Raw genomic sequence first — 25,038 nt, forward strand, 5'->3', positions numbered from 1 at the left:
GTCACTCTTTAAGGGGGAATTTCTCGACACGGAATATGGCATTGAATAATCTCATTTCTAAATCATTAATGTAGGGTTGAATCCTCACATGAACATCAGCTATGAACAGATAAGAACCTTTGTTGCGGTGGTAGAAGCGGGGTCTTTTAGCTCAGCTGCAAGAAAGCTGGATAGACACAGAACAACGCTTGGGCAGGTGATCAGCAATCTTGAAATTGAAGTGAACATGACGCTGTTTGATCGCAGCGGTAAATCCCCACGTTTGACTGAACATGGAAAGGCGCTTTATAAGCATGCCAAAAGCTTGTCTGATAGCACGATAGCTTTTAGTACTTTATGCCAAAGCATTGAGTCGGGCATCGAAAGTAATTTGACGGTTTATCACACCGATCTCATGCCTGTCGGGATGATTCGAGATGCTATGCGTGGCGTTCGTGCTCAATTCCCAAATGTGAATATCCACTGGTTGCATCGTAGTAACCAAGAAGTCAAAAATGCTTTAGAAAGTGGCGAGGCTGATATAGGTATCGTTTTACACCATCACAGTAATTCTATAAGCCCAAGAGATAATGTTTATTTGATTAACATGCCTTTTAAGGTGGTTGCTCATCCCAATTTTTTCAAAGATGAGGTAAGTAAGCTGCGTTTAAAGGACCTGAAAAGTTATAGACAGTTGTTCCTTGAAGATTATTTGTACGCCAACATTGAAGACATTATGACGGTGTCGCTTGATGTGCAGCGCATTGAAAACATGAATATTTTATTGGAACTATTGAAAATCGAAGAAGGCTGGGCTGTGGTGCCAGCGCATGCGGTGGAGAGGGAGCTGAAAAATGGTGAGCTAGTTGAAGTTGAGGTGGTTGAGCTTAATACGTTACCTAAGTTTCCGTTATCCATTTTATACATGAATCATGCTAATAGCGGCCCGGTTAGACGTTGCATGATTGATTTGCTGGCGGCTTCTTCCAGGGAATACGAACGCTAATCCTATTCTATTTCCCACCATCAACATGAGGATCTAATCCATCATATGTGATTTATTCTGTTTGAATCTTTGCTCTATATTATCGGTATAGCGAGTCAATCGTTCAGTATGTGTATTAGCACCGGGCGATCTCCGCACTTTCTCGGATCATTAGAATGAGGTTTATTTATGAAGAAATCACTTATTGCACTAGTTGTTTCTCTTGGTTTGTACAGCCATACAGGATTTACGGCAGAGCAATCTCTAATGGAATCAGTACAGCAAGATAGCCCGCGCTTGGTCGAAATATTTGAGGGGATCCACGCGAACCCTGAGATCGGTTTTATGGAGTTTAAAACTGCAGAGCTGGTTGCTAGTGAATTAACAGCGCTAGGATTTGAAGTTCATGAAGGCATTGCTCGAACCGGGGTGGCTGGTGTCATGAAAAATGGTGATGGTCCTGTTGTCATGTTTCGTGCAGACATGGATGCGTTACCCATAAAAGAGCAAACTGCTCTCGCGTACAGCCCTAAATCTCCAAGCAAAGACAGATTTGGCAATGATGTCTGGGCGATGCACGCTTGTGGTCATGACGCACACACCACTTGGTTGATTGGTATGGCAAAGCAGCTGGTGGATCGAAAAGATGAGTGGAAGGGCACTGTAGTATTAGTCGCACAGCCAGCAGAAGAGATGATCATGGGGGCGACGGCCATGGTTGATGATGGCTTGTACGATCGAGTTCCTGTGCCAGATATCTTGATTGCTGGTCATACGCACCCAGTAATACCTGAAGGGTCAGTTGCGATTAGTGATGGCCGTAGAATGGCAGGTACCGATCAAATCGATGTTACGATTCAAGGCGTGGGAGGGCATGGCTCAACGCCACACGCATCTAAAGACCCAGTGGTGATGGCGGCAATGTCGGTGATTGGTTATCAAACAGTGGTCTCTAGAATGACAGATCAAAGCCAGCCAGCAGTACTTACGGTAGGCGCAATTGAGACCGGCTCTGAGAACAATATTATTCCAGATTCAGCGACATTGAAGCTCAACTTACGTTGGTACCGAACGGAAGAGCGGGACGCGATGTTGCAAGGTATTAAACAGGTCACGGACAACGTTGCCCGCATGTATGGCATGCCAGAGAATCAAATGCCGAGCTACGAAATGAAAGGGTACTCTACTCCAGTGATTAACCCTGTAGCGGAAAGTGAAGTTGCTGAAAATGCAATGAAATCGGCGATTGGTGAAGGTAATGTAATGGCAGGGTTCCCACCCGTTATGGGCTCTGAAGATTTTCATATGTTGTCTCATCCATTCCCTGAAGTGCCAATTGTCTATGTTGAAGTGGGCGCGGCAAAGCAGCAAGTGTGGGATGATTTTATAAACGAAGGGGCTCTACCTGAATACATTAATCACAACCCTAAATTTGTGGTTGAGCAGGGGAGTATCCCAACTGGAACAGCAGCTTTAACCTCAGTGGTGTTAGAGTTTCTTGATTAGCAGCGTGATAATGCACTTGGCATAATTAGAACTGAATAAAAGAAAAGGCTTAGAGTGCGACTCTAAGCCTTTGTTGATTTGGCGCTCCCGACAGGATTCGAACCTGTGACCTGCCCCTTAGGAGGGGGCCGCGCTATCCAGCTGTGCCACGGGAGCATATTTTCATAATACTGAATTCATTAAGAAAATAAATACACCCGTTACATAATCTTATGCATCACATCACCAATCTGGATACTGCCTGCCAGGTTTGGTTTATCCACGGTTAATTCGGCTTCGTTTTCGTAGACACGAGAAACCGTAAGGATCATTTCACTCTGAGAGACTTTATTGCGTGGCAGGCCATTTTGATCGATGAATGAACCTGTGTGCCACAGTTGCAATTTGTCGCCTTCTTTTACGCCATGGGTGCGGCCAAGGCTCATCGTAATCGTATTACCGAATACAGCCGATACTTCTGGTAGTGTAATTTTACATGATACTTGAGATTCTAAATCGAGCATGATGTTACGGCTGACACGCAACATCATGCTGCCGTATGTGGATGCCCAGAAACGTGCACTACGAGTGTCGACTTCACTGGTTTTCGGAAATGGCCACTTCGCGACTTCTCGGTAAGCACGGTTATACACTTCGTGGCCAGTTTTGCCATCAAAGACCTGCATTTCCAACGCAAACTGGCGGTTTATGATGTCGTCTCGCAATAGTTTGCTTTCCACTGTAGCGGTTAAATCGGTGATGACACCACCGATAATGTATTGTGCGCCGGTGTCTTGAGCGATCATTTTCAAGATTTCAGGTTGGCGTTTGTTGATTTCATAATCGGTTGTACCAACAGAGACAAAGCTACGAGATTCTTGCGAAAGTTGACGGTTAACCACATGGCTAAAGTCGTCACCTAGCTTATAGATTCGACCCATGACCGCCTGTTGAGGAGAGGCAATATCGATGTTGCCGACTAAAAATGTCTTTTTGTATTGGTTCACATGGCAACCATTTGCCGAAGGGTAGATATCGATCCTTGCTTTGATCTGCATATTGCCGCCACGGGTTTTTTGTTCTTCTATCAATATGTAGCGAACTTCGTGGTTGGTGAATTGGTACTCTTCTCTCTCATCTTCAAGCAGCGGCATTATATTACTGATACTACCGATATCGGCGCCAGAAAATTGAACAGCCTTATATAACGCGTCTTCTAGAGCGTGCAATCGAGCGGTCTTTTCCGATGAAACAATAGCGGCAACTCCGGTAACCTCATACCAAGATGCTTTCACATTGAAGGATGCGAATGTCATTAAAGTGATTGAAAATAAAATAGAAAATATTTTTTTCATTAGTTGTTACCAGTTGGGTATAAATATTGCTTATGTTTTGTAAGCTGATTTTGGTGTTGTTTTTCTTTATATCGACAAGTAATGAAAAGCAAAGACCGTTCCAACATTGTAATCCACTAGAGACTCTAATGTAGAGAACAAGTTGGCACTGGGTTAGCACTAAATACTATCTGGAGATTAGTACAATGAAAAAATGGTTTGTTGTGGTGACCATGATGTTACTTACGTCATGCGCATACTCACCCATCTATAATGGTAAGTCTGAGTACTCGGGCAGCCAATTTATGTTAATGGACAGCCCTCGTCATACCATGGACTTCTTTGTGGAAAGCATGACGGAAGACCTGATTTTATCGAATACCAGCGTGTCGGCTCGTACTCCGATCGCGATCACCTCTTTTGTCGATCTACAAAACATGGATGCGACTAACTGGTTAGGGAATTCGGTTTCAGAAGGCTTTATCCATCAGTTTCAACGCCGTGGATTTAAAGTGGTCGACTTTAAAACGACAGGATCAATTCAAGTGACTAATCAAGGTGACTTTGCCTTGAGCCGTGATTGGAAAGATCTTGCACAAGAGCAAGATGTACAATACGTACTAACCGGTACTATGCTTCGTCAAGAAGGCGGTGTTTTGGTTAACGCTCGTGTTGTGGGTATGCAAACTCGGGTAGTGGTCGCAACCGCACAAGGTTTCCTACCAGCAGATCGTATAGGTCGAGATTTGGATACATTGAATAGCATTCGAACTCAAGATGGCGTTATTATTCGTTCAGACCCAACACTAACACAACCATACACAGTTATTCTTCGCCCTTAGGAGCTTGTCACATGAAGAAGGTAATATTTGTTTTAGCCGCCTTGTTATTAGTAGGCTGTCAGCCACTACAAAGTATGCGTTCGGATGACTTTTTAGTGGCGGTAGGCTATGCAAGTATTAGCGAGCAGTCTGGTCGAAATGATGAAGAAAAGCGTATTCGTGCAATGCGAGCTTCCAAGATTGATGCTTATAGAGAACTCGCTGAGCAAGTCTACGGTATGCGAGTCAGTGGGCGTGCTGCGCTTGAAGATCAACGCCTTGGAACAGAGCTGACTTCTGGAGCTGTTGATGGTGTGATTCGTGGTGCAGAAGTGGTGCGTAGCTACCCAGTTGGTGATAGTTATGTCACTGAGCTCCAGCTTGATATTAAGAAAATGGAAAAGCTGCGTGACTACGGTGAAGTACAGCAAGTGCCAGAGAAAAGGCAGCAAACTTTATTCTAATGCTTCCTACTGATTGGTTTAAGGTGTTTTCCAGATAGTGCCTTAAGCCTAGATATAAAAAAGCGGCAAAGTATCTACATACTTTGCCGTTTTTTTATGAGTTCATTTTTGTATTCAGGTTTAGAGCTTGGCTCTGGCACTTAAGCCTTGATGTTTGTACCTAATGTTGAAACCGTATGGGTTTGACCGCCTGCATTGTAGGTCATCCCAATTTTACCGTGGCTTTGCTGCATCATATTATTGAGCTTGTTAAAGCTTAATTGCGCGCGGCTTAGCGCTTCACCATTAACTAAGTTCGCTTGCTGGCAATCGTGCACAATCGATTGTATCTGTGCCACGATAGCTTTTAATTCTGGATTCTCGGATAGCTCTGCCACATTTGAATGTGCAGCAATCCGTTGGTCAGTTTGGTTGAGTTGGTTAACCAGTCCCATTTTTTCTTGGGCCAGTTTTTCAATGTCCGCTGAATTTCGGCTAGTGATCGCAAACTTCTCTGACTCTAATAGTTCAGCTAATGACTGAGCATTTTGAAGTTGGAAGTTAACTAAATCGACTAACGCGGCCATAACTAAACCTGCTTACTACTAATTTCTATGAGCCTTAAAGGCCTTTAAGCTCGTCTTCGAACTTGATCATGTTGTCAGCTAGCTTTTCTGGGTCAACGGTATATGAACCGTTTGCGATTGCTTCTTTGATAGCGGCAACTTTTGCGCTGTCAAAGCTTGGCTGCGAAGCCATATCTTGATGTAGCTGACCAATCGCTTTGCCCTGTTGACTTAGAGACACTGCATCTTTGTTACTTGGGGATTTGGCTGCGGTGTCCGAACTAGTGGTTTGTGTATTAGAGTCGGCACGTGAAGGACTTCGACTTGTAGTCGTTAGTGTTTGTCCTGAACGTATGTTATCAATGCCTGCCATATAAGAGCCTTTTCTACAAAAATGGGAACCTGTACAGTCGATATCGACTTAAGGTTCGAATACTTTAGTCTTTTTTTAGCTAAATATTCAACCAAAGAGCCTAATAAAACACCATTCAAATACAGTGGCGTATCCAGTAAAAACTCAATGTCACACAGAATATGGTTTAAAGGCTGACTAAAAATACACAGTAACTTCTGAAATCCCCGTTACTATTCCTTCAATTATACGCTGAGACTTGTCATTTTTCACTCTAACTTGGTCTCCGGCTGAACCATCGGTCAGAGCGGTCCCCTTAGTTGTGATAGTCATCCCACCTTTGACGGCTTGTATCACGACCTTTTCATTGCGGCACACGACGCAAACATCGCCTCTTTCAATGACGCTCCCAGGGCGAATATTCTTTTTCGCTTTGGCCCCGACCACTTGTTCAGGAAGCGAAAAGCCTTCACGGCGAAAACGTTTGAGTTCGATCATCGCCATAGAAACATCATGGGCCCCGATCATTTCTCCGCGCACGATGGAGCGGTTGGCGGTGACCAAAGGAACGGACATAGATAAGCGAACAGGGACGTATACACGCCACTCATCGGGTATGCATTGAACCAACACGGTTATGCTACTTCTTGAACCGTTGGTGCTGGATGCGCTGGTTTCGAGTGGGATAGGGCAGTCGGTCGCTTTAATTCGAGAATCAATATTTGCGGCAGTTATGGCTAATTCACCACCAACAGGTTGTTCTATAGTATTTAGAATATGTTCTTCAGCAGCGGCACGGATCACATCAACTTGCTCAGGCGTGGCCGCTTGAGCAAAAAAACTAAACAAAATTGCTAAAATGCCGATAGACTTAGCAAAAGTTTTATAGAAAGCTCTACACTTAGATATGGAAAAAAGATGTAGAGATGAATTATAATACATCGTTCTGTTTCTCTGGTGGTTCGTAGCCTGTAGTAGACTAACACTTTTTCTCATAAAAGTTTGATATGGAGATGAGCTTATGTCGGGTATTCTTGATTCAGTGAATCAGCGTACGCAACTCGTCGGTCAAAACCGATTAGAATTATTAACCTTTCGCCTAATGGGGCGTCAGCGCTACGGCATCAACGTTTTTAAAGTAAAAGAAGTATTACAGTGTCCTAAATTGACTCTAATGCCAAATTTGCACCACTTGGTAAAAGGGGTGGCTCATATCCGAGGACAGACAGTATCAGTCATTGATTTAAGTTTAGCTGTTGGTGGGCGTGCAACGACTGATATTGACAAATGTTTTGTTGTTATCGCTGAGTTCAACCGAACCATACAAGCTTTCTTAGTGAGTTCAGTAGACCGAATCGTCAATATGCACTGGGAAGCCATTCTGCCGCCACCTGATGGCTCTGGTAAAGAAAATTACTTAACGGCCGTCACGAACATCGATAATGAATTGGTCGAAATTCTAGATGTTGAAAAAATTCTTGCCGAAATTTCTCCAGTTGATGAAACGATGGATGCGTCGATCGGCGAATCTATTGCGGAAGTCGAAGCTGAAAAAGAGATTGTTCGTCGTATTCTTATAGCCGATGACTCGACAGTGGCGCGTAAGCAAGTTCAGCGAGCGATTGAATCCATTGGTTTTGAAGTCGTAGCCGTTAAAGACGGTAAAGAAGCGTATGAAAAGCTTATGGAGATGGCTTCTGAAGGCAGTATATATGAGCAAATATCCTTGGTTATTTCCGATATCGAAATGCCAGAAATGGATGGTTATACTTTAACTGCCGAAATTAGACGCCATGCTGAACTTAAAGATTTGTACGTAATTTTACACTCTTCACTCAGTGGTGTATTTAACCAAGCTATGGTTGAGCGTGTAGGAGCAAACTCTTTCATCGCGAAATTTAACCCAGATGAGCTTGGTGCAGCAGTGAAAGCTGCCTTAACTAACTAAAAGAGACATTAATGACTGCTATAACAATAAGTGATCAAGAATATCGCGATTTCAGCCGTTTTTTAGAATCTCAATGTGGCATCGTTTTAGGTGATAGTAAGCAATACCTTGTACGTAGCCGACTCAGCCCATTGGTTGCCAAGTTTAAATTGGCTTCTTTGTCAGACTTGCTGAGAGATGTGGTAACAGGAAGAAACCGCGAGTTGCGAGTTGCTGCCGTAGATGCAATGACAACGAATGAGACACTTTGGTTCCGAGACACTTACCCGTTTGCTGTGCTGGCGGATAAGCTATTACCGGAAATAGCGGCAAATAAGCGCCCAATCAAAATTTGGTCAGCGGCAAGTTCCTCGGGTCAAGAACCATATTCGATGGCAATGACCATTTTGGAAACTCAGTCTCGTAAGCCGGGAATGTTGCCTAACGTTTCTATTACCGCAACGGATATTTCTGCAAGTATGCTAGATATGTGTCGTGCTGGTGTGTATGACAACTTAGCCCTTGGTCGAGGTTTATCACCAGAGCGTCGTCGTACCTTCTTTGAAGATGCGGGTGATGGCCGAATGAAAGTGAAAGATAATGTAAAACGTATGGTCAACTTTAGACCGCAGAATTTGATGGATAGTTACGCGCTATTAGGAAAGTTCGACATTATCTTTTGCCGAAATGTATTGATTTACTTCTCTCCCGACATGAAGTCTCAAGTGTTAAACCAGATGGCGAATAGCCTAAACCCAGGTGGTTACCTTCTATTAGGGGCGTCTGAATCTTTGACTGGTTTAACCGACAGGTTTGAAATGGTGCGTTGTAATCCAGGTATCATCTACAAACTGAAATAAAAAATCGGACAACAATCTCAAAACCCAGCCTAGTGCTGGGTTTTCTTTTTTAGGCAATCCGATATATCTTTAAGCAAGAGCGACATTCCAAACGACTCTAATTCTTGGCTTGCAAATTGCAGGCTAGCATCTATGAAATTGAAGTGAATTTTGAATATCTACCGTAGTATTTAAAGTTGGTATGAAGATTGCTTTAATTATTTTATGAAAGTCAGTTCTTGAGTTGAGGTTTACATGGCTATTTCTTTTGACAATGCATTAGGCATTCACCAGCACACAGTTGGTGTACGTGAGCGCAACGCTGAGGTGATCTCCACCAATATCGCGCAAGCAAACACGCCTGGGTACAAATCGAAGGGAATGGACTTTAAGAAATCGCTGCAAGCGGCAAGTTCGGGGGCAAGCATTGGTCTTAGCCGTACGGATGGTCGGCACATTTCTGCCTCTACGAATGTGACTGGGGAAAGTATGTATCGTATCCCTACACAGCCTGATACTGGTGATGGCAATACGGTGGATTTGGATTTAGAAAGAAACCTTTTTATGCAAAACCAAATCAGACACCAAGCGTCGCTGGACTTCCTAGGAAGTAAATTTAAGAACTTAACGAAAGCAATTAAAGGGGAATAATTAGATGAGCTTATTTAATGTATTCAATGTAACTGGTTCTGCGATGAGTGCTGAGTCTGTTCGTCTAAATACGACCTCTTCAAACCTTGCAAATGCAGACAGCGTAAGTAGCTCAGCTGAAGATACTTACAAAGCTCGCCACGCAGTGTTTGGTGCTGAGTTAAATAAGGCGCGCTACAACGGTGACCACACGGTGCCAGTAAAAGTATTAGGAATTGTAGAAAGCGATAAGCCGCTCAGTGCGGAATATAACCCGGATCACCCATTAGCAAATGATGAAGGCTATATCTACAAGCCTAACGTTAATGTTATGGAAGAAATGGCGAATATGATTTCTGCTTCACGTGCGTATCAAACGAACGTACAGGTTGCAGACTCAAGCAAACAAATGCTGCTGCGTACGCTGCAGATGGGTCAATAAGGATAAGGAGGTAGCATATGGCCGGAATCAATAATGTTGGTCAAAGCGGCTTGTCCTATGTTGATCAGCTTAAAAGTCTTCAAGACAACAAGAAGCCCGATGAAACAACAGGTAAGCAGGATCTTAATCAAGAAGACTTCTTATCGTTGTTGACCAAGCAACTTGCTCAACAAGACCCTTTTAAGCCGGTCAGTAATGACCAGATGATTGCGCAAATGGCTTCATTTGCGACCGTAGACGGCATCGGAAAAATGAATACACAGTTTGAAAGCTTGAATTCATCGATGACTTCTAACCAAGCATTACAGGCATCTTCTTTGGTTGGCCGTGATGTATTGGTTCCTGGTGCAGCAGGTGTGAAACAGGCAAACGCCGGAATGGCGGCAATGGTCAAACTTCCTCAAGCGATGGATAACCTTATGGTCCGTGTTGAGAACGAAGTTGGCCAATTAGTACGAACTTTTGAAGTTGGTGCACAACCTGCCGGTGACACACGTGTTGAGTGGGACGGAAATGACGAAAACGGTAACCCATTGCCGGCCGGTAAATACAATGTGAAAGCAGCGGGTTTATTGGATGGTGAGAGTGCAGAGTTCCCAGTGTCGACTTATGCGAACGTGAACAGTGTGCTTCTTGGCAAAGGTGATGGCAACGTACTGCTCAATCTGGCTGGTTTTTCTTCGCCAGTTCGACTTGCTGAAGTACTAGAAGTTGGCAAAGCGTAACTCTTTATAGAGTCAATATGCTAGCTAGATTAGGAGAATTTTGGAATGTCTTATATTGCTTTAAGCGGATTATCCGCCGCTCAGTTAGATCTGAATACAACCAGTAATAACATTGCTAACGCAAACACTTTTGGCTTTAAAGAGTCTCGTGCTGAATTTGGTGATGTTTACTCTAGTTCTTTGTTTACTAATGCAAAAACCACTGCTGGTGGCGGTGCTCAAGCGAACAAAGTTGCTCAACAATTCCATGAAGGTTCAAGTATTTATACGAACAACCCGATGGACTTACGAGTGAGTGGTACTGGCTTTTTCGCGGTAGCGAAAGACCGTATGGTTCCAGAGATCAATGAACTGACTCGTAATGGTGCTTTCCACCTAAACAAAGATAACTACATGGTTACCAGTAACGATGAGTTTCTTTTAGGCTACGATGTGGATCCAAATAGTGGTGAAGTATTGTCTTACGCACCAAAGCCACTAGACATTCCAGCTGAATTTGGTAAACCAAAGCAGACTGAAAATATTGATGTTGGTGTAAACCTTCCTGCAAACGGCGATCTTAAAGATCCTGCGTTATTCAATTACCAAGATCCGGATACTTTCAACCGTGCGACTTCTTCTACGGTTTATGACTCTATGGGTCAATCGTACAAACTAACGACGTATTACTTGAAAGATTCAACGCAACCAAATACTTGGCAAACTTACTACACCATGACAGATGATGTAGGTGAGAAGCCGCTGAATATTGTTGGTGGTGATGCGGCAAACGCGACTGGTCACGTTGGCCACACCATGAAGTTTAACAACGATGGTACGTTGGCGAGTTTGAATAACGGCCTACCAATCACTTCAGAAGCCTTAGGAGCGGGTGCAAATCCTGTAAACCTTAACGGTGCTGATGTGACACAAACTCTGAACTTTGGTTTAGATTCTTCGACTCAATTTGCAGCCCCATTTGAACTAACTAAGTTCGATGAGGATGGTGCAACGGTTGGTTTCTTAACTAAAATCGATTTTGATGAATACGGTAGTGTTTTAGGTACCTACTCGAACGGTGAAAACGTGATTCTGGGTCGTGTTGGCTTGGTGCGTGTACCAAATGAGCAAGGTCTGGATAAGAAAGGTGGTACCCAATGGGATTCTACGAATTACTCTGGTGATAAGATCTGGGGTGAATCGAACAAGGGCTCATTCGGTAGCATTAACAACGGTTCATTAGAGCAATCGAACATCGATATGACTCAAGAGCTAGTCGATTTAATTTCTGCTCAGCGTAACTTCCAAGCGAACTCACGTTCTCTAGAAGTACATAACCAACTACAGCAAAATATTCTTCAAATTCGTTAATCGAATTCGGATTGTAATTATCTGTTTATACCGCTCTTGGCTGTTTACATAGCCAAGCGCGGTGTTATTTGTACTATGAATGATTTTGCCGCAAGTGTTTGCCGCTTGACATTGCCATAGGGCAAGCTTATTCCAATTTTTATCCTCCTTTCTCAGTAATAAACTCTAATTTCTATCCAACTATCTGATTACTAACGCTTTATATACATTGGCACACCTATTGCTTATCTAGCTTCTAGAAGATGATTTTTTGGAGCAAATTATGGATCGTGCACTGTTTCTTGCCATGAGTGGCGCAAAGCAAAATATGCAAGCTTTGCAGCTTCGTGCAAACAACTTAGCAAACGTAAGCACTACCGGTTTTCGTGCCGATTTAGCACAGGCTCGTTCAATGCAAGCATACGGTGAAGGCATGCCAACCCGCGTGTTTAGTATGACTGAACGTCCTGGCCATAATTTCTCACAGGGCAGTGTTGTTACCACTGGGCGCGATCTGGACGTAACGGTTGAAGGTGACGGTTGGATTTCCGTGATGGATAAAACCGGTCAAGAAGGCCTAACGCGTAACGGCAACCTCAAAATCGATCAAAACGGTCTATTGACGAATGGAAGTGGGCACTTAGTGCTAGGCGACAATGATGCTCCTATTACGCTTCCAATTCCACTGAGCAAAGTAGAAATCGGTACAGACGGTACGATTTCAGTACTGCCACAAGGTGCTCCAGCTGAAGAGTTGGAAATCGCTGGCAGAATTAAACTTGTTCGCCCAGATAACCAGACACTGTTTAAAGACACGAATGGTTTATTCCGTTCAAAAGATCCAAACCAGGCATACGAAGCAGATGCTGCTGTGAAACTGTTAACAGGTGCTATCGAAGGCAGTAACGTTAATGCCGTAGGCGAGATGACTAGCCTAATTGACTTACAACGTCAATTCGAGATGCAGGTCAAAATGATGAGCACAGCAGAAGAAATGGACAAATCGTCTGATTCTTTGCTTCGTATGAGCTAACTGATTTTTTAAGGGGATTGCTATGCATCCAGCATTATGGGTAAGTAAAACTGGTTTAGATGCCCAACAAACCAATATTTCAACGATTTCAAACAACTTAGCGAATGCTTCAACCATTGGCTTTAAGAAAAGCCGCGCAGTGTTTGAAGACCTGTTTTACCAAAATATCAATCAACCAGGTGGTCAGTCTTCTCAAAACACTGAGCTACCGAGTGGTTTAATGTTAGGTGCAGGTTCAAAGGTAGTCGCGACTCAAAAAGTCCACACTCATGGTAATGCTCAAACGACGACCAACAGCTTAGATATGATGATTGAAGGCGATGGCTTTTTCCAAGTCGAGATGCCAGATGGAAATATTGGTTATAGCCGTAACGGTCAGTTTACTCTAAATGGCGATGGTTCAATTGTAACGACAGGTCAAGGTTACCTATTACAACCTGAAATCGTTATTCCAGAAGATGCGATTTCGATTACTGTCGGTAACGATGGTGAAGTGTCGGTACGTATGCGTGGTGAACAAAACAACGTAGTGGTAGGGCAAATTACTATCACTGACTTTGTGAATCCTGGCGGCCTTGAACCTATTGGTCAGAACTTGTACTTGCCTACTGGCGCAAGTGGTGACCCTCAAGAGGGGGTTCCGGGCATTGATGGTTTGGGTGATATTCGTCAATCGATGCTAGAAACATCGAACGTGAATGTGACAGAAGAACTGGTAAACATGATTGAAGCGCAACGTGTTTATGAAATGAACTCAAAAGTGATTTCATCTGTCGACAAGATGATGAGCTTTGTTAACCAACAGCTATAACCGTTAGGCTTATTGTTTACTGAGAGTGTATCGCTATGAAACGATTATTTTGTTTTGCACTAATTGCATCTATGACTGGCTGTTCTATGTTAGAGCCGATCGAAACACCAGAAACCGAAAACGCGACAACGATTGTTGATGCGGTCGAAGGTGACAAGTCAGCAGAAGAAAGTTCTGGCATTGTTGATACATTACGAGGCCGTACGGATCCGATCTCCGGTGATCCGGCATGGGCACCAATTAACCCGAAACAAAAGCCTGAACATTACGCTGCTGCTACTGGTTCGTTATTTAATGTGAATTACATCGGTAGTATGTACGACGACTCTAAGCCTCGCGGTATTGGGGATATTATTACCGTTGCGTTAGATGAAAATACGCGTGCAACCAAAAAAGCGAATGCGGATATGTCGAAATCGAACGATTCTTCGATGGAGCCGCTGGCTGTTGGTGGGCAAGAGCTGACGATAGACAAATACAATTTCTCTTATGACTTGAGCAACACCAACACTTTTGCTGGTGACGCTTCAGCAAACCAAAGCAACAGCATTAGTGGTTACATCACGGTTGAAGTTATCGAAGTATTGGCGAACGGCAACTTAGTGGTACGTGGTGAGAAATGGATGACATTTAACACAGGTGACGAGTACATTCGCTTGAGCGGTACGATTCGACCAGACGACATTGATTTCGATAATACCATCGCTTCAAACCGTGTTTCTAACGCGCGAATCCAATATTCAGGTACTGGTGTACAACAAGATATGCAAGAGCCTGGATTCTTGGCACGATTCTTTAATGTAGCTTTATAAGTATAGTGTTGGCGTCGTTGAATTGACGTTAGCCTCAAGAAACATAAATTAGGTTACGACTATGAAAAAGCTTACTTTCTTACTACTGGGCATGATTTTTCTTGCCACTAGCGCCCAAGCCGCTCGAATTAAAGACGTGGCGAAAGTGGCAGGTGTACGTAGTAACCAATTAGTAGGCTATGGTCTCGTAACTGGTTTACCTGGCACTGGTGAGTCAACTCCGTTTACGGATCAAAGCTTTAACGCGATGCTGCAAAACTTTGGTATTCAGTTGCCGCCAGGTACTAAGCCAAAAACCAAGAACGTTGCGGCTGTTATTGTAACGGCAGAAATGCCAGCGTTTACCAAGCAAGGTCAGCAAGTGGACGTGACGGTTTCTTCAATTGGCTCAGCAAAAAGCTTACGTGGCGGCACCTTATTGCAAACCTTCCTCAAAGGTTTGGATGGGCAAGTTTATGCCGTAGCACAAGGTAACCTTGTAGTAAGTGGTTTTAGTGCTGAAGGTGCTGATGGCTCTAAGATTGTCGGCAACAACCCAAACGTTGGTTTAATCTCAAGCGGTGCGACAGTAGAACAAGAAATCCCGACACCATTTGGTCGCGGTGACTACATCACGTTTAACCTTATTCAATCTGATTTTACGACTGCCCAGCGTCTCGCTGATGCGGTAAACAATTTCCTTGGGCCTCAAATGGCATCTGCGGTAGACGCGACGTCGGTAAGAGTTCGTGCTCCTCGCGAAATCAGCCAGCGTGTAGCATTTTTATCTGCAGTAGAAAATGTTGAGTTCGACCCAGCTGAAGGCTCTGCCAAAATCATTGTAAACTCTCGTACAGGCACCATTGTCGTCGGTAAACACGTAAGGTTGAAAGCGGCAGCAGTAACCCATGGTGGTATGACAGTCGCGATTAAAGAAAACTTGAATGTTAGTCAGCCCAACGCGTTTGGCGGTGGTCAAACGGTAGTGGTTCCAGATACCGACATTGAAGTGACTGAAGGTGACGGCAAAATGTTCAAGTTTGAGCCGGGCCTAACGTTAGATGATTTGGTACGTGCGGTTAATGAAGTTGGCGCAGCCCCTTCGGACCTTATGGCAATTCTTCAAGCCCTCAAGCAAGCCGGTGCACTTGAAGGTCAGTTGATCATTATCTAGGGAGCGATGAAGATGATTAAAAATCAAAACGACATCGGATTTATCCACGATATTGGTAGCTTAGACCGTTTACGTCAGCAAGCCGTTAATGGTGAAGAAGGAAGTGAGCAAGAAGCGCTAAAAGCGGCAGCGAAACAGTTTGAATCTATTTTTACTTCCATGCTGTTTAAGTCGATGCGGGATGCTAATTCTAGTTTTAAATCTGACATGCTGAATAGCCAAAATGAACAGTTTTATCGCCAAATGCTGGATGACCAAATGTCGAGTGAGTTGAGTGCATCAGGCTCACTTGGCTTGGCTGATATGATAGTGGCGCAGCTGAGTGCTGGGCAAAGTGGCGATAGTTCAGAAGTTCAAATGCGAAATGAAGCGTTTAATACGACATTGCGTTTACCAACCGATGAAGAAAAAGCGCGTAATATTGCAGCGACTCTAGAGAAGCAGAATCAAGTTCGTAGTGCTACACCGTCTTCATTTGACTCACCTGAATCGTTTGTTTCTTCGATGCGACCTTATGCGGAAAAAGCGGCACAAGCTTTAGGTGTGGATTCCTCACTATTATTAGCTCAGGCGGCTTTAGAAACCGGTTGGGGTTCGAAAATGGTGAAAAACTCGTTGGGTAATAGTAACAACCTATTCAATATAAAAGCAGACCGCAGTTGGAAAGGTGATAAAGTAGCGACTCAAACTTTAGAGTTCCACGGTAAGACTCCGGTTAAAGAGTCTGCGTCTTTCCGTTCTTATTCTTCATTTGAAGATAGCTTCACGGATTATGTGAAATTCCTAAACGAAAACCCACGATACGAAACCGCTCTGCAAAACAACGGAAGCTCAGAATCCTTTATTAAAGGAATCCACCAAGCAGGTTATGCAACGGATCCAAATTACGCTGATAAAGTACTCCGAGTCAAAGCGAAAATTGACGAAATGAAATGATTAAACAAGGGCTTACGTAGGTAGGCCCTTCTTTATTTCCCCTTTTAAATCCCCGATACACATCTTATCTAACCTTTGGCACATATTTTGCTTTTATAACTAATGAGTTAATCGGTTAACGCTGATTTTATTTAGTTTTTGGGGGCATTATGGCGTCGGATCTTCTGAATGTAGGTACACAAAGTGTTCTTACTGCTCAGAGACAGTTAAATACAACTGGTCATAACATTTCGAATGTAAATACAGAGGGTTATAGTCGCCAGTCTGTCATTCAAGGTGTAAATGCCCCGCGCCAGTACGGCGGCCAAACCTATGGTATGGGCGTACATGTGGAAAATGTTCGCCGCTCGTGGGATCAGTTTGCCGTTAATGAACTGAATTTATCGACAACCAATGCCGCGAATAAAAGCGATGGTGAAGTGAACATCGATATGCTCTCTAGCATGCTTTCTTCTGTAGCATCCAAAAAAATTCCCGAGCATTTAAATGAATGGTTTGATGCGGTTAAGACTTTAGCGGATGCGCCGAATGATGTCGGTGCACGTAAAGTGGTGCTTGAAAAAGCAGGGCTTATCAGCCAGACCGTAAATGAATTTCACGAGACCATACGTAAGCAGTCCGATGTGACCAATAAAAAGTTGGAAATGGGTGTTGAGCGAATGAATCAACTCGCGGTTGAAATTCGAGATATTCACCGCTTAATGATGCGAACGCCTGGTCCACATAATGATCTACGAGATCAGCATGAAAAGCTGATTAATGAGTTATCTGAATACACCAAAGTCACCATAACACCACGCTCAAACGCTGAAGGTTATAATGTGCATATCGGCAACGGGCATACTTTGGTTTCTGGCTCTGAAGCGAGCCAATTAAAGTTGATTGATGGTGTACCGGATGCTCATCAAAAACGTCTTGCGATCGTCGAAGGTAAAGTGCTGAAGCCTATCACTAGTAAAGATATGGACGGCAAAATCGGCGCGATGCTTGATATGCGTGATGAGCTAATTCCAGGCGTGATGGATGAACTTGGGCGTATGGCTTTGTCTTTTTCTCACGAAGTGAATAGCTATCAAGCACAAGGTTTAGATCTACGCGGGGAAATTGGCGGTCTGATGTTTACCGATGTCAACTCAGAGCTTTCGGCTAAATCTCGTGTTATCTCCAGCGGTCAATCGCAAGCGGACCTTGCTGTGTATATCGCTGACACGTCACAACTTAAAGGTGGCGAATACGGTTTGAAATATGATGGCAGTGATTACTTCGTCACTAAGCCAACAGGCGAAACGGTTAAGGTGAGTACCGATTCGAGCGGCAAGGGTTTTTATATCGATGGCATGTTGGTAGAAATCCGCAATCCGCCAGCTTCCGGAGAGAAAGTGCTTCTTCGTCCAACTCGAAATTCTGCAGCAATGATGAAAATGGAAACCAATGATCCGAAAACCATTGCTGCGCAGAGTTATGAAGCCTCGACGACGTTCGCGCAGGGTAACGCCAAATTTAAAATCCTAGGTGCTGGGGAATTACGTGAATTTGAAGTGATCGTATCTCCTAAAGGTGACCAGTTTGCGGTAACCGATACAAAAGGGCGAGTGCTATTGCAGCCGCAGCCATATCCGCCGACTGGCCCTGTTACCGTTCAGGGGACAACGTTTGAGCTGACTCGCGGTGCGATTGCGAATGACAAGTTTACGGCAAACTTAGTCCCTTCAGAAGGTGATAACGGCAACTTACGTAAACTACAAAATATTCAGACCGATAAGAAGCTTGATAACAACGAGTCGACAGTTCTCGATATTTACCACAACTTGAATACCAATACCGGTTTGAAAGCATCGACAGCGACTCGACTCAGCGATATTGCCGAGTTAGAAAAAGAGGCCGCACAAGAGCGTATTGCTTCGATTTCAGGGGTTAACCTCGATGAAGAAGCGGCAAACATGATGAAGTTCCAACAAGCCTACATGGCATCGTCTCGAATCATGCAAGCGGCGAACGATACTTTTAATACTATTCTGGCGTTGAGATAAGGAGGGAGTTAAATGTTAAATCGAATTTCTAGCTTCCACAATTATCAGTCAGTACAGAATGATTTACGTCGTCAAGAGAACAAAGTTCACCATAACCAAGCTCAATTGGCGTCTGGTAAGAAGCTGATGTCACCCAGTGACGATCCGCTTGCGACTCACTACTTGCAAAATATAGGTCAGCAGTCTGAGCAATTAAAGCAGTATGTTGATGCCATTATTTTGGTGCGTAACCGTCTTGAACACCATGAAGTGATCATCGCGAACTCAGAAAGTTTTGCCGATGATGCGAAGCGTACCGTGATGGAAATGATTAACGGTGCGTTATCACCAGAAGACCGTTATGCGAAAAAGCGCGAGATCCAAGAAATCGCAAATAACTTTTTGAATCTAGCGAATACGCAAGACGAATCAGGTAACTACACATTTGCTGGGACAAAACCGAAAAGTCAGCCGTTCTTTAGAGATAACGAAGGCAACGTAACGTATGCCGGAGATGATTATCAACGAAAAATGCGTGTCGCAAGTAGCTTTGAAATGGCAATGAATGATCCGGGCAGCAAGTTATTTATGGAAATTGATAATCCATATGGTGACTTTGAACCCCAGTACGAATTGCAGGCTGCGTCTGAACTATTACTAGAGCGCGCCACCAGTAGCACTTTTGAAGACTCTTCGACTTACAAAGTGACGTTTGTCGACATGCAAAACGGCAAATACGGTTATCAGCTTGAAAAAGATGGCAGCGTAGTCGATGCCAAAGAGTTTGATCCTTCCACTGGTATTGAATACGAAGGGTTAAACATTCAGGTGAAAGGTCAAATTACCAAAGGTGACTCAATTACTCTTGAGCCAAGAGAAACGTTCACCATCTTTGACACTTTTCAGGATGCAATGAAATGGGCAGATTCTTCGGTGGCCGATGCCTCGGCAACGGCAAAGCTGCACCAGGCAACAGAAGAATTTCACGCAGCATTCATCCATTTGAATAAAGCAAGAACAGACGTTGGTGCTCGATTAAGCACGCTTGATATACAAGAGCAGCAACATGAGGATTTTAAGCTTTCGTTAGCGAAATCGAAAAGTAACTTCGAAGATTTGGATTACTCAAAGGCGATCATTGAATTCAATGAGAATTCTCGAGCGCTGCAAGCCTCTCAGCAGGCTTTTGGTAAAACCAAAGATTTAACCTTATTTAATTATATCTAATCAATTCTCTAAGTGTTCTCAATGCCTTATGTGCCATGCCTTAAGTGCGAGAAAAAGAGTGTTGAATGCTGTTTTAGTGCCTTAACGAAAATTTAGGTATGGAAGCGGCAAAAAGCGGCAACTGGAGTTGCAGTGTTTGCCTCCGCTTGTTTCTAAAAGAAGTTTTACCACTTTGATGTGGAAGTTATGAATCATAACTTGCTGAAATAATAGATTTTTAAGTTTTTAAAAGTCACTAGGTAAAACTTGGCATACTACTTGTATGTATATTAATCAGAAATGATTTACACAGTTTTTAAATTCCCCATCGGGGATTTAGCAAGTAATTTACGGTCAGTGCTTATCCAAATGAGAGTAAAGCTGGCCGCTTCGCAGAAAGCTTGCGAACTCAAAAGGAGAGCAAAATGGCTATTACCGTAAGTACCAACGTATCCGCTATGACAGCGCAACGTTACTTGAATAAAGCCTCTAGTGAACTAAACACTTCTATGGAGCGTTTGTCATCAGGGCATAAAATTAACAGTGCAAAAGATGATGCGGCAGGTCTGCAAATCTCGAACCGATTGACAGCGCAATCTCGTGGTCTTGATGTGGCGATGCGAAATGCTAACGACGGTATCTCTATTGCTCAAACCGCTGAAGGTGCGATGAATGAGTCAACCAGCGTATTGCAACGTATGCGTGACTTGGCAATTCAATCAGCTAACGGTACTAACTCACCAGCAGAACGTGAAGCACTAAACGAAGAGTCTATGGCGCTTCAAGATGAGCTTAACCGTATAGCAGAAACAACTTCATTCGGTGGTCGTCGACTTCTCAATGGATCGTTTGGTGAAGCTTCGTTCCAGATTGGTTCTAATTCTGGTGAAGCAATGATCATGGCGTTGACCAGTATTCGTGCTGATGATTTCCGCATGGGCGGTACGACGTTTGATTCTGAAAACGGCAAAGATAAAGATTGGCAAGTTCCTGCTAATGCGCGTGATTTGAAATTCGAATTCACCACTAAATCGGGCGAAGAAGTATCTCTAGATATTCAAACCAAAGCTGGTGACGATATTGAAGAATTAGCGACTTACATCAATGGTCAGTCTCATTTGGTGAACGCTTCGGTTACGGAAGATGGTCGTCTACAAGTATTCGTCGCGGAACCAGACCTGGAAGGACCAATGTCAATTTCTGGTGGATTAGCTTCAGAACTGGGTATTAGCAGCGAAGGTCGCGATACCACGGTTCAAGATGTTGATTTAACGAGCGTTGCAGGTTCACAAAATGCAATCAGCGTGTTGGATGCGGCATTAACGTATGTTGATTCACAACGTGCAGATTTAGGTGCGAAGCAAAACCGTTTAAGCCACAGTATTAACAACTTGGCTAACGTTCAAGAAAACGTAGATGCTTCAAACAGCCGAATTAAAGATACGGACTTTGCGAAAGAGACGACGCAAATGACGAAAGCTCAAATATTGCAGCAAGCAAGTACTTCAATACTTGCCCAAGCTAAACAGTTGCCAAACTCTGCGATGTCTTTACTGCAGTAGTTTATGGTTGACCTTGCTGTTGATGTTCAGACGTGAGCTAGACAGCAGGGGATACTTTGGCAAGCATACTTACTATTGGATGATTGGCTCTCTCATCTCTCACCGGCTTCTCGTTTTTACAGTAAGAATGCACTCGGTAAGAAGGGAATATGTTCATTTCTCGATGATCTCCTCATAGGCTCTGATTACCAACCAGCCCCAGTTCTCTCAAAGGAAAAGGGGCTTTTCTCTTTCTGGTGTACTGCTTTTTATTTAATGCATCTCTATTACTTAAGAGAGATGGTAATCTCCAGTATCACTTGCTTGTTCTAGCACTCCTCATTCGGTGTTTTTCTACTGACTTTCTCCACTCATCCGTTGTTTTTATCTGGCTGTTTTCTCACGTTTTTTAATTAAATGAATTTATTTTGATTTTTTTTCTAAAGGATTTGAAAACCGCGCCGTTAATAAAAGTAACTTTGAGAGAACTACTTGGTTTTCCGAGACGTCGGAAACCGTAATAACGGAAAATCAATTGGAGAAATCACCATGGCAGTGAATGTAAATACAAACGTATCAGCAATGACAGCGCAACGTTACCTAAACAATGCGAACAATGCTCAGCAAACATCAATGGAACGTCTGTCTTCAGGCTTCAAGATTAATAGCGCAAAGGATGACGCGGCAGGGCTACAAATCTCTAACCGTTTGAACGTTCAAAGTCGTGGTCTTGATGTTGCAGTACGTAACGCAAACGACGGTATCTCAATTGCACAAACGGCTGAAGGTGCAATGAATGAGACAACAAATATCCTGCAACGTATGCGTGACTTGTCACTACAATCTGCAAACGGTTCTAACTCAAAAGCAGAACGTGTTGCGATTCAAGAAGAAGTAACAGCACTGAATGACGAACTAAACCGTATCGCTGAAACAACTTCTTTCGGTGGTAACAAGCTACTAAACGGTACATACGGTACTCAATCATTCCAGATTGGTGCAGACAACGGTGAAGCCGTGATGCTAGGTCTGAAAGACATGCGTTCTGATAACGCTCAAATGGGTGGCATGAGCTACCAAGCGGAAGAAGGCAAAGATAAGAACTGGAACGTTCAATCTGGCTCAAGCGATTTAACCATTGCCCTTACAGATACTTACGGTAACGAGCAGGAAATTCAAATCAACGCGAAAGCAGGCGATGATATTGAAGAACTAGCGACTTACATCAACGGTCAACAAGACCTTGTAAAAGCGTCTGTAAATGAAGACGGTCAGCTGCAAATGTTTGCTGGCAACAACAAAGTTGACGGTGAAGTATCATTCTCTGGTGGCCTTGCAGGTGAGCTAGGCATGCAAGATGGTAAGCAAGTAACGGTTGACTCTATCAATGTTACTTCAGTGGGCGGCGCTCAAGAGTCAGTAGCAATTATCGATACTGCGCTTAAGTATGTAGATAGCCACCGTGCAGAGTTGGGTGCATTCCAGAACCGTTTCGACCACGCAATCAGCAACTTGGACAACATTAACGAGAACGTAAACGCGTCGAAGAGCCGTATCAAAGATACCGACTTCGCGAAAGAAACGACTCAAATGACCAAGTCACAAATCCTGTCTCAAGCGTCAAGCTCAATTCTTGCGCAAGCGAAACAGGCACCAAACTCAGCGCTAAGCCTACTAGGTTAATTACTGATTTAGGTAATAATCTAGCGATAAGCTTGCCACACAATTTGCTCGTGGTGAGAGATGAGCGTGAAACCCAGCTTCGGCTGGGTTTTTTCATGCCTGCAGGTTTTATACCTACACTATAAGTAGTAAGAGCAAGCGAGCCGTTTTGTCTTATCTTTAGAACGATATAAAGCAATAACTTAGATGGATATAGGTCACAGTTTTCATTGTGATGAAAAATAATACAGAAAAAAGCGATTAATTTACTAAAGCTTCTAATTAATAGGCCGTTAAAGGGATTGAGAGAAATGAGATGTATCAAAGTGAGGTGAGAGTCACCGAGATACATCAAGTAATGCCTAAAGGAGATCTATTATGGCAATAAATGTAAACACGAACGTGTCTGCAATGACCGCACAGCGTTACCTAAACAATGCTGCTGAAGGTACTCAAAAATCGATGGAGCGTTTGTCTTCAGGCTATAAAATTAATAGCGCAAAAGACGATGCTGCTGGTCTTCAAATCTCTAACCGCTTAACTTCGCAAAGCCGCGGCCTTGATATGGCTGTGAAAAATGCAAATGATGGTATTTCTATCGCTCAGACCGCTGAAGGTGCGATGAACGAGTCTACTAACATTCTGCAACGTATGCGTGACTTAGCACTTCAATCATCAAACGGCTCTAACAGTAAATCTGAACGTATCGCGATTCAGGAAGAAGTAACGGCGCTAAATACTGAATTAAACCGTATCGCAGAAACGACCTCTTTTGGTGGTAATAAACTGCTTAACGGTACTTACGGTAGCCAATCTTTCCAAATCGGTGCATCTTCTGGTGAAGCGGTAATGCTTTCTATCGGAAACATGCGTTCTGATACGTCTGACATGGGCGGTAAGAGCTATTCAGTGGAAGAAGGTAAAGATGCTTCATGGCGTGTAGGCGCTGGCGCAGACTTAACCATGACTTACACTAATAACTTTGGTGAAGAACAAGAGTTAACGATCAATGCGAAAGAAGGCAACGATCTAGAAGAACTTGCGACTTACATTAACGGTCAAAGCCAAGATGTGAAGGCATCGGTTGGTGAAGACGGTAAGTTCCAACTTTTTGCGACTAACCAGAAAGTGCAAGGCGACGTAGAGTTCGGTGGTAGCTTAGCTGGCGAATTGGGTATCGAAGATGGCAAGAACGTAACCGTTAATGACATCGACGTAACTTCAGTTGCAGGTTCAAACGAAGCAGTATCCATCATTGATGGCGCACTTAAAGCTGTAGATAGCCAACGTGCTTCTCTAGGTGCATTCCAAAACCGTTTTGACCACGCAATTAGTAACTTAGATAACATCAACGAGAACGTTAATGCTTCTCGAAGCCGTATCAAAGATACCGATTACGCTAAAGAAACAACTCAGATGACGAAGTCACAAATCCTACAACAGGCGAGTACTTCTATTCTGGCGCAGGCTAAGCAGACACCATCTGCAGCTCTAAGCTTATTGGGCTAAACTTATCGTATGATAGGTTAGGCAATAGGTTTCTATTGCTGGCTCATAAGGTGGAAGGGAGATTGTTATGGAAATACCATCCTACACATCGAACATCCAGCCTTACGGCTCGCCAAGTGGCATTAAAATTGCTTACGAAGAAAGTAGTAGCGCGCCTAGTATTTCGAAACCTAGGGAAGCAGTACCAGCCGAAAAGGTAGAGCAAAAGCAAGAAAGTTCTACTGAAACCGCGATAAAGTTAGCTCAAGAGCGTCAAGAGCTTAACAAAGAAGAGCGGGTTAGGATGGTAGAGAAAATGAATGAGTTTATTTCCTCTATCAATAAAGGGATTGCTTTCAAGGTGGATGAGGAGTCCGGAAGGGATGTTGTGACGATTTACGAAGCAACAACCGGGGATATTATCCGACAAATCCCGGATGAAGAAATGCTGGAGATTTTAAGGCGCCTAGCAGCCCATACCGCCAGTTCAGGTTTATTGGTGGAAAAGGTATAAGTCGTTTTATTGAGGT

The 25,038-nt window shown here is 43.6% G+C and carries 25 protein-coding genes and 1 tRNA gene; 21 read left to right on the plus strand and 5 right to left on the minus strand.

The genetic code is table 11. From position 1 onward, the window contains the following. Positions 1–88: 88 nt before the first annotated feature. Positions 89–985, plus strand: coding sequence for a LysR family transcriptional regulator (locus ELZ11_RS11585; RefSeq protein WP_137357574.1), 897 nt, complete (start codon positions 89–91; stop codon positions 983–985). A 168-nt stretch (positions 986–1,153) separates the two neighbouring features. After that, positions 1,154–2,470, plus strand: a complete 1,317-nt coding sequence (locus ELZ11_RS11590) for an amidohydrolase (protein WP_137357575.1) — start codon at positions 1,154–1,156, stop codon at positions 2,468–2,470. Between the two features lie 79 nt (positions 2,471–2,549). Here ELZ11_RS11590 and ELZ11_RS11595 read toward each other — a convergent pair. After that, positions 2,550–2,626 (minus strand) — tRNA-Arg (locus tag ELZ11_RS11595). A gap of 44 nt (positions 2,627–2,670) precedes the next feature. Next, positions 2,671–3,804: a flagellar assembly protein FlgT gene (locus ELZ11_RS11600; RefSeq protein ID WP_137357576.1), complete on the minus strand. Its 1,134-nt coding sequence runs from the start codon at positions 3,802–3,804 to the stop codon at positions 2,671–2,673. A gap of 185 nt (positions 3,805–3,989) precedes the next feature. Here ELZ11_RS11600 and ELZ11_RS11605 point away from each other — a divergent pair, with 185 nt between their 5' ends. Both ELZ11_RS11605 and flgP read left to right on the plus strand, forming a co-directional pair. Next, a complete protein-coding gene (locus ELZ11_RS11605) occupies positions 3,990–4,625 on the plus strand; it encodes a FlgO family outer membrane protein (protein ID WP_137357577.1) in 636 nt (211 codons plus the stop codon). An 11-nt stretch (positions 4,626–4,636) separates the two neighbouring features. Further along, entirely contained in the window at positions 4,637–5,068 is a 432-nt protein-coding gene (gene flgP, locus ELZ11_RS11610) for a flagellar assembly lipoprotein FlgP (protein WP_137357578.1), read from the plus strand. 140 nt (positions 5,069–5,208) lie between these two features. Here the strand turns inward: flgP and ELZ11_RS11615 are convergent, their stop codons facing one another. From ELZ11_RS11615 to flgA, 3 genes are all read right to left on the minus strand, one after another. Further along, complete coding sequence (locus ELZ11_RS11615; RefSeq protein WP_137357579.1) at positions 5,209–5,634, minus strand: flagella synthesis protein FlgN; 426 nt, start codon at positions 5,632–5,634, stop codon at positions 5,209–5,211. Between the two features lie 34 nt (positions 5,635–5,668). Continuing rightward, the gene (flgM, locus tag ELZ11_RS11620) at positions 5,669–5,986 is read right to left on the minus strand and encodes a flagellar biosynthesis anti-sigma factor FlgM (protein WP_137357580.1); all 318 of its coding nucleotides are present in this window, start codon (positions 5,984–5,986) and stop codon (positions 5,669–5,671) included. A gap of 177 nt (positions 5,987–6,163) precedes the next feature. Further along, positions 6,164–6,907 carry a flagellar basal body P-ring formation chaperone FlgA gene (gene flgA, locus ELZ11_RS11625; protein WP_137357581.1) on the minus strand — a complete coding sequence of 248 codons (744 nt, stop codon included), beginning with the start codon at positions 6,905–6,907 and terminating at the stop codon, positions 6,164–6,166. Positions 6,908–6,986: 79 nt separating this feature from the next. Between flgA and ELZ11_RS11630 the strand changes: the two genes are divergently transcribed. The 17 genes from ELZ11_RS11630 to flaG all read left to right on the plus strand — a co-directional run bounded on the left by ELZ11_RS11630 (position 6,987) and on the right by flaG (position 25,022). Then, on the plus strand, positions 6,987–7,913 hold the full coding sequence (locus tag ELZ11_RS11630; protein WP_137357582.1) for a chemotaxis protein CheV: 927 nt from the start codon (positions 6,987–6,989) through the stop codon (positions 7,911–7,913). 11 nt (positions 7,914–7,924) lie between these two features. Then, the gene (locus tag ELZ11_RS11635; RefSeq protein ID WP_137357583.1) at positions 7,925–8,752 is read left to right on the plus strand and encodes a protein-glutamate O-methyltransferase; all 828 of its coding nucleotides are present in this window, start codon (positions 7,925–7,927) and stop codon (positions 8,750–8,752) included. A 234-nt stretch (positions 8,753–8,986) separates the two neighbouring features. Next, positions 8,987–9,382 carry a flagellar basal body rod protein FlgB gene (gene flgB / locus ELZ11_RS11640; RefSeq protein ID WP_137357584.1) on the plus strand — a complete coding sequence of 132 codons (396 nt, stop codon included), beginning with the start codon at positions 8,987–8,989 and terminating at the stop codon, positions 9,380–9,382. A 4-nt stretch (positions 9,383–9,386) separates the two neighbouring features. After that, the gene (flgC, locus tag ELZ11_RS11645) at positions 9,387–9,803 is read left to right on the plus strand and encodes a flagellar basal body rod protein FlgC (RefSeq protein ID WP_137357585.1); all 417 of its coding nucleotides are present in this window, start codon (positions 9,387–9,389) and stop codon (positions 9,801–9,803) included. 17 nt (positions 9,804–9,820) lie between these two features. Further along, entirely contained in the window at positions 9,821–10,528 is a 708-nt protein-coding gene (flgD, locus tag ELZ11_RS11650) for a flagellar hook assembly protein FlgD (RefSeq protein ID WP_137357586.1), read from the plus strand. Between the two features lie 45 nt (positions 10,529–10,573). Next, on the plus strand, positions 10,574–11,878 hold the full coding sequence (gene flgE, locus ELZ11_RS11655; RefSeq protein ID WP_137357587.1) for a flagellar hook protein FlgE: 1,305 nt from the start codon (positions 10,574–10,576) through the stop codon (positions 11,876–11,878). A gap of 262 nt (positions 11,879–12,140) precedes the next feature. Next, the gene (locus ELZ11_RS11660; RefSeq protein WP_137357588.1) at positions 12,141–12,890 is read left to right on the plus strand and encodes a flagellar basal body rod protein FlgF; all 750 of its coding nucleotides are present in this window, start codon (positions 12,141–12,143) and stop codon (positions 12,888–12,890) included. Between the two features lie 22 nt (positions 12,891–12,912). Continuing rightward, complete coding sequence (flgG, locus tag ELZ11_RS11665; protein ID WP_137357589.1) at positions 12,913–13,701, plus strand: flagellar basal-body rod protein FlgG; 789 nt, start codon at positions 12,913–12,915, stop codon at positions 13,699–13,701. Positions 13,702–13,736: 35 nt separating this feature from the next. Beyond that, positions 13,737–14,513, plus strand: a complete 777-nt coding sequence (gene flgH / locus ELZ11_RS11670) for a flagellar basal body L-ring protein FlgH (protein WP_137357590.1) — start codon at positions 13,737–13,739, stop codon at positions 14,511–14,513. Between the two features lie 61 nt (positions 14,514–14,574). Further along, on the plus strand, positions 14,575–15,666 hold the full coding sequence (locus ELZ11_RS11675; RefSeq protein WP_137357591.1) for a flagellar basal body P-ring protein FlgI: 1,092 nt from the start codon (positions 14,575–14,577) through the stop codon (positions 15,664–15,666). 12 nt (positions 15,667–15,678) lie between these two features. Then, positions 15,679–16,602, plus strand: a complete 924-nt coding sequence (gene flgJ / locus ELZ11_RS11680) for a flagellar assembly peptidoglycan hydrolase FlgJ (RefSeq protein WP_137357592.1) — start codon at positions 15,679–15,681, stop codon at positions 16,600–16,602. Between the two features lie 149 nt (positions 16,603–16,751). Next, positions 16,752–18,632, plus strand: a complete 1,881-nt coding sequence (gene flgK / locus ELZ11_RS11685) for a flagellar hook-associated protein FlgK (RefSeq protein WP_137357593.1) — start codon at positions 16,752–16,754, stop codon at positions 18,630–18,632. 12 nt (positions 18,633–18,644) lie between these two features. Next, positions 18,645–19,838, plus strand: a complete 1,194-nt coding sequence (flgL, locus tag ELZ11_RS11690) for a flagellar hook-associated protein FlgL (protein ID WP_137357594.1) — start codon at positions 18,645–18,647, stop codon at positions 19,836–19,838. 404 nt (positions 19,839–20,242) lie between these two features. Next, complete coding sequence (locus ELZ11_RS11695; protein WP_137357595.1) at positions 20,243–21,379, plus strand: flagellin; 1,137 nt, start codon at positions 20,243–20,245, stop codon at positions 21,377–21,379. Positions 21,380–21,907: 528 nt separating this feature from the next. After that, complete coding sequence (locus tag ELZ11_RS11700; RefSeq protein ID WP_137357596.1) at positions 21,908–23,041, plus strand: flagellin; 1,134 nt, start codon at positions 21,908–21,910, stop codon at positions 23,039–23,041. A gap of 357 nt (positions 23,042–23,398) precedes the next feature. Next, positions 23,399–24,529 (plus strand): flagellin, encoded by a 1,131-nt coding sequence (locus tag ELZ11_RS11705; RefSeq protein WP_137357597.1) that lies wholly within the window; start codon positions 23,399–23,401, stop codon positions 24,527–24,529. 67 nt (positions 24,530–24,596) lie between these two features. Next, positions 24,597–25,022: a flagellar protein FlaG gene (gene flaG / locus ELZ11_RS11710; RefSeq protein WP_137357598.1), complete on the plus strand. Its 426-nt coding sequence runs from the start codon at positions 24,597–24,599 to the stop codon at positions 25,020–25,022. Positions 25,023–25,038: the final 16 nt, after the last annotated feature.

This window comes from Vibrio profundi, from assembly GCF_005281835.1.
GTDB classification, from domain to species: Bacteria; Pseudomonadota; Gammaproteobacteria; order Enterobacterales; family Vibrionaceae; genus Vibrio; species Vibrio profundi.

Coding starts and splice junctions, on each gene's coding strand:
- ELZ11_RS11585 (WP_137357574.1), top strand. CDS start 89: ATGAACATCAGCTATGAACAGATAAGAACCTTTGTTGCGGTGGTAGAA.
- ELZ11_RS11590 (WP_137357575.1), top strand. CDS start 1,154: ATGAAGAAATCACTTATTGCACTAGTTGTTTCTCTTGGTTTGTACAGC.
- ELZ11_RS11600 (WP_137357576.1), bottom strand. CDS start 3,804: ATGAAAAAAATATTTTCTATTTTATTTTCAATCACTTTAATGACATTC.
- ELZ11_RS11605 (WP_137357577.1), top strand. CDS start 3,990: ATGAAAAAATGGTTTGTTGTGGTGACCATGATGTTACTTACGTCATGC.
- flgP (WP_137357578.1), top strand. CDS start 4,637: ATGAAGAAGGTAATATTTGTTTTAGCCGCCTTGTTATTAGTAGGCTGT.
- ELZ11_RS11615 (WP_137357579.1), bottom strand. CDS start 5,634: ATGGCCGCGTTAGTCGATTTAGTTAACTTCCAACTTCAAAATGCTCAG.
- flgM (WP_137357580.1), bottom strand. CDS start 5,986: ATGGCAGGCATTGATAACATACGTTCAGGACAAACACTAACGACTACA.
- flgA (WP_137357581.1), bottom strand. CDS start 6,907: ATGTATTATAATTCATCTCTACATCTTTTTTCCATATCTAAGTGTAGA.
- ELZ11_RS11630 (WP_137357582.1), top strand. CDS start 6,987: ATGTCGGGTATTCTTGATTCAGTGAATCAGCGTACGCAACTCGTCGGT.
- ELZ11_RS11635 (WP_137357583.1), top strand. CDS start 7,925: ATGACTGCTATAACAATAAGTGATCAAGAATATCGCGATTTCAGCCGT.
- flgB (WP_137357584.1), top strand. CDS start 8,987: ATGGCTATTTCTTTTGACAATGCATTAGGCATTCACCAGCACACAGTT.
- flgC (WP_137357585.1), top strand. CDS start 9,387: ATGAGCTTATTTAATGTATTCAATGTAACTGGTTCTGCGATGAGTGCT.
- flgD (WP_137357586.1), top strand. CDS start 9,821: ATGGCCGGAATCAATAATGTTGGTCAAAGCGGCTTGTCCTATGTTGAT.
- flgE (WP_137357587.1), top strand. CDS start 10,574: ATGTCTTATATTGCTTTAAGCGGATTATCCGCCGCTCAGTTAGATCTG.
- ELZ11_RS11660 (WP_137357588.1), top strand. CDS start 12,141: ATGGATCGTGCACTGTTTCTTGCCATGAGTGGCGCAAAGCAAAATATG.
- flgG (WP_137357589.1), top strand. CDS start 12,913: ATGCATCCAGCATTATGGGTAAGTAAAACTGGTTTAGATGCCCAACAA.
- flgH (WP_137357590.1), top strand. CDS start 13,737: ATGAAACGATTATTTTGTTTTGCACTAATTGCATCTATGACTGGCTGT.
- ELZ11_RS11675 (WP_137357591.1), top strand. CDS start 14,575: ATGAAAAAGCTTACTTTCTTACTACTGGGCATGATTTTTCTTGCCACT.
- flgJ (WP_137357592.1), top strand. CDS start 15,679: ATGATTAAAAATCAAAACGACATCGGATTTATCCACGATATTGGTAGC.
- flgK (WP_137357593.1), top strand. CDS start 16,752: ATGGCGTCGGATCTTCTGAATGTAGGTACACAAAGTGTTCTTACTGCT.
- flgL (WP_137357594.1), top strand. CDS start 18,645: ATGTTAAATCGAATTTCTAGCTTCCACAATTATCAGTCAGTACAGAAT.
- ELZ11_RS11695 (WP_137357595.1), top strand. CDS start 20,243: ATGGCTATTACCGTAAGTACCAACGTATCCGCTATGACAGCGCAACGT.
- ELZ11_RS11700 (WP_137357596.1), top strand. CDS start 21,908: ATGGCAGTGAATGTAAATACAAACGTATCAGCAATGACAGCGCAACGT.
- ELZ11_RS11705 (WP_137357597.1), top strand. CDS start 23,399: ATGGCAATAAATGTAAACACGAACGTGTCTGCAATGACCGCACAGCGT.
- flaG (WP_137357598.1), top strand. CDS start 24,597: ATGGAAATACCATCCTACACATCGAACATCCAGCCTTACGGCTCGCCA.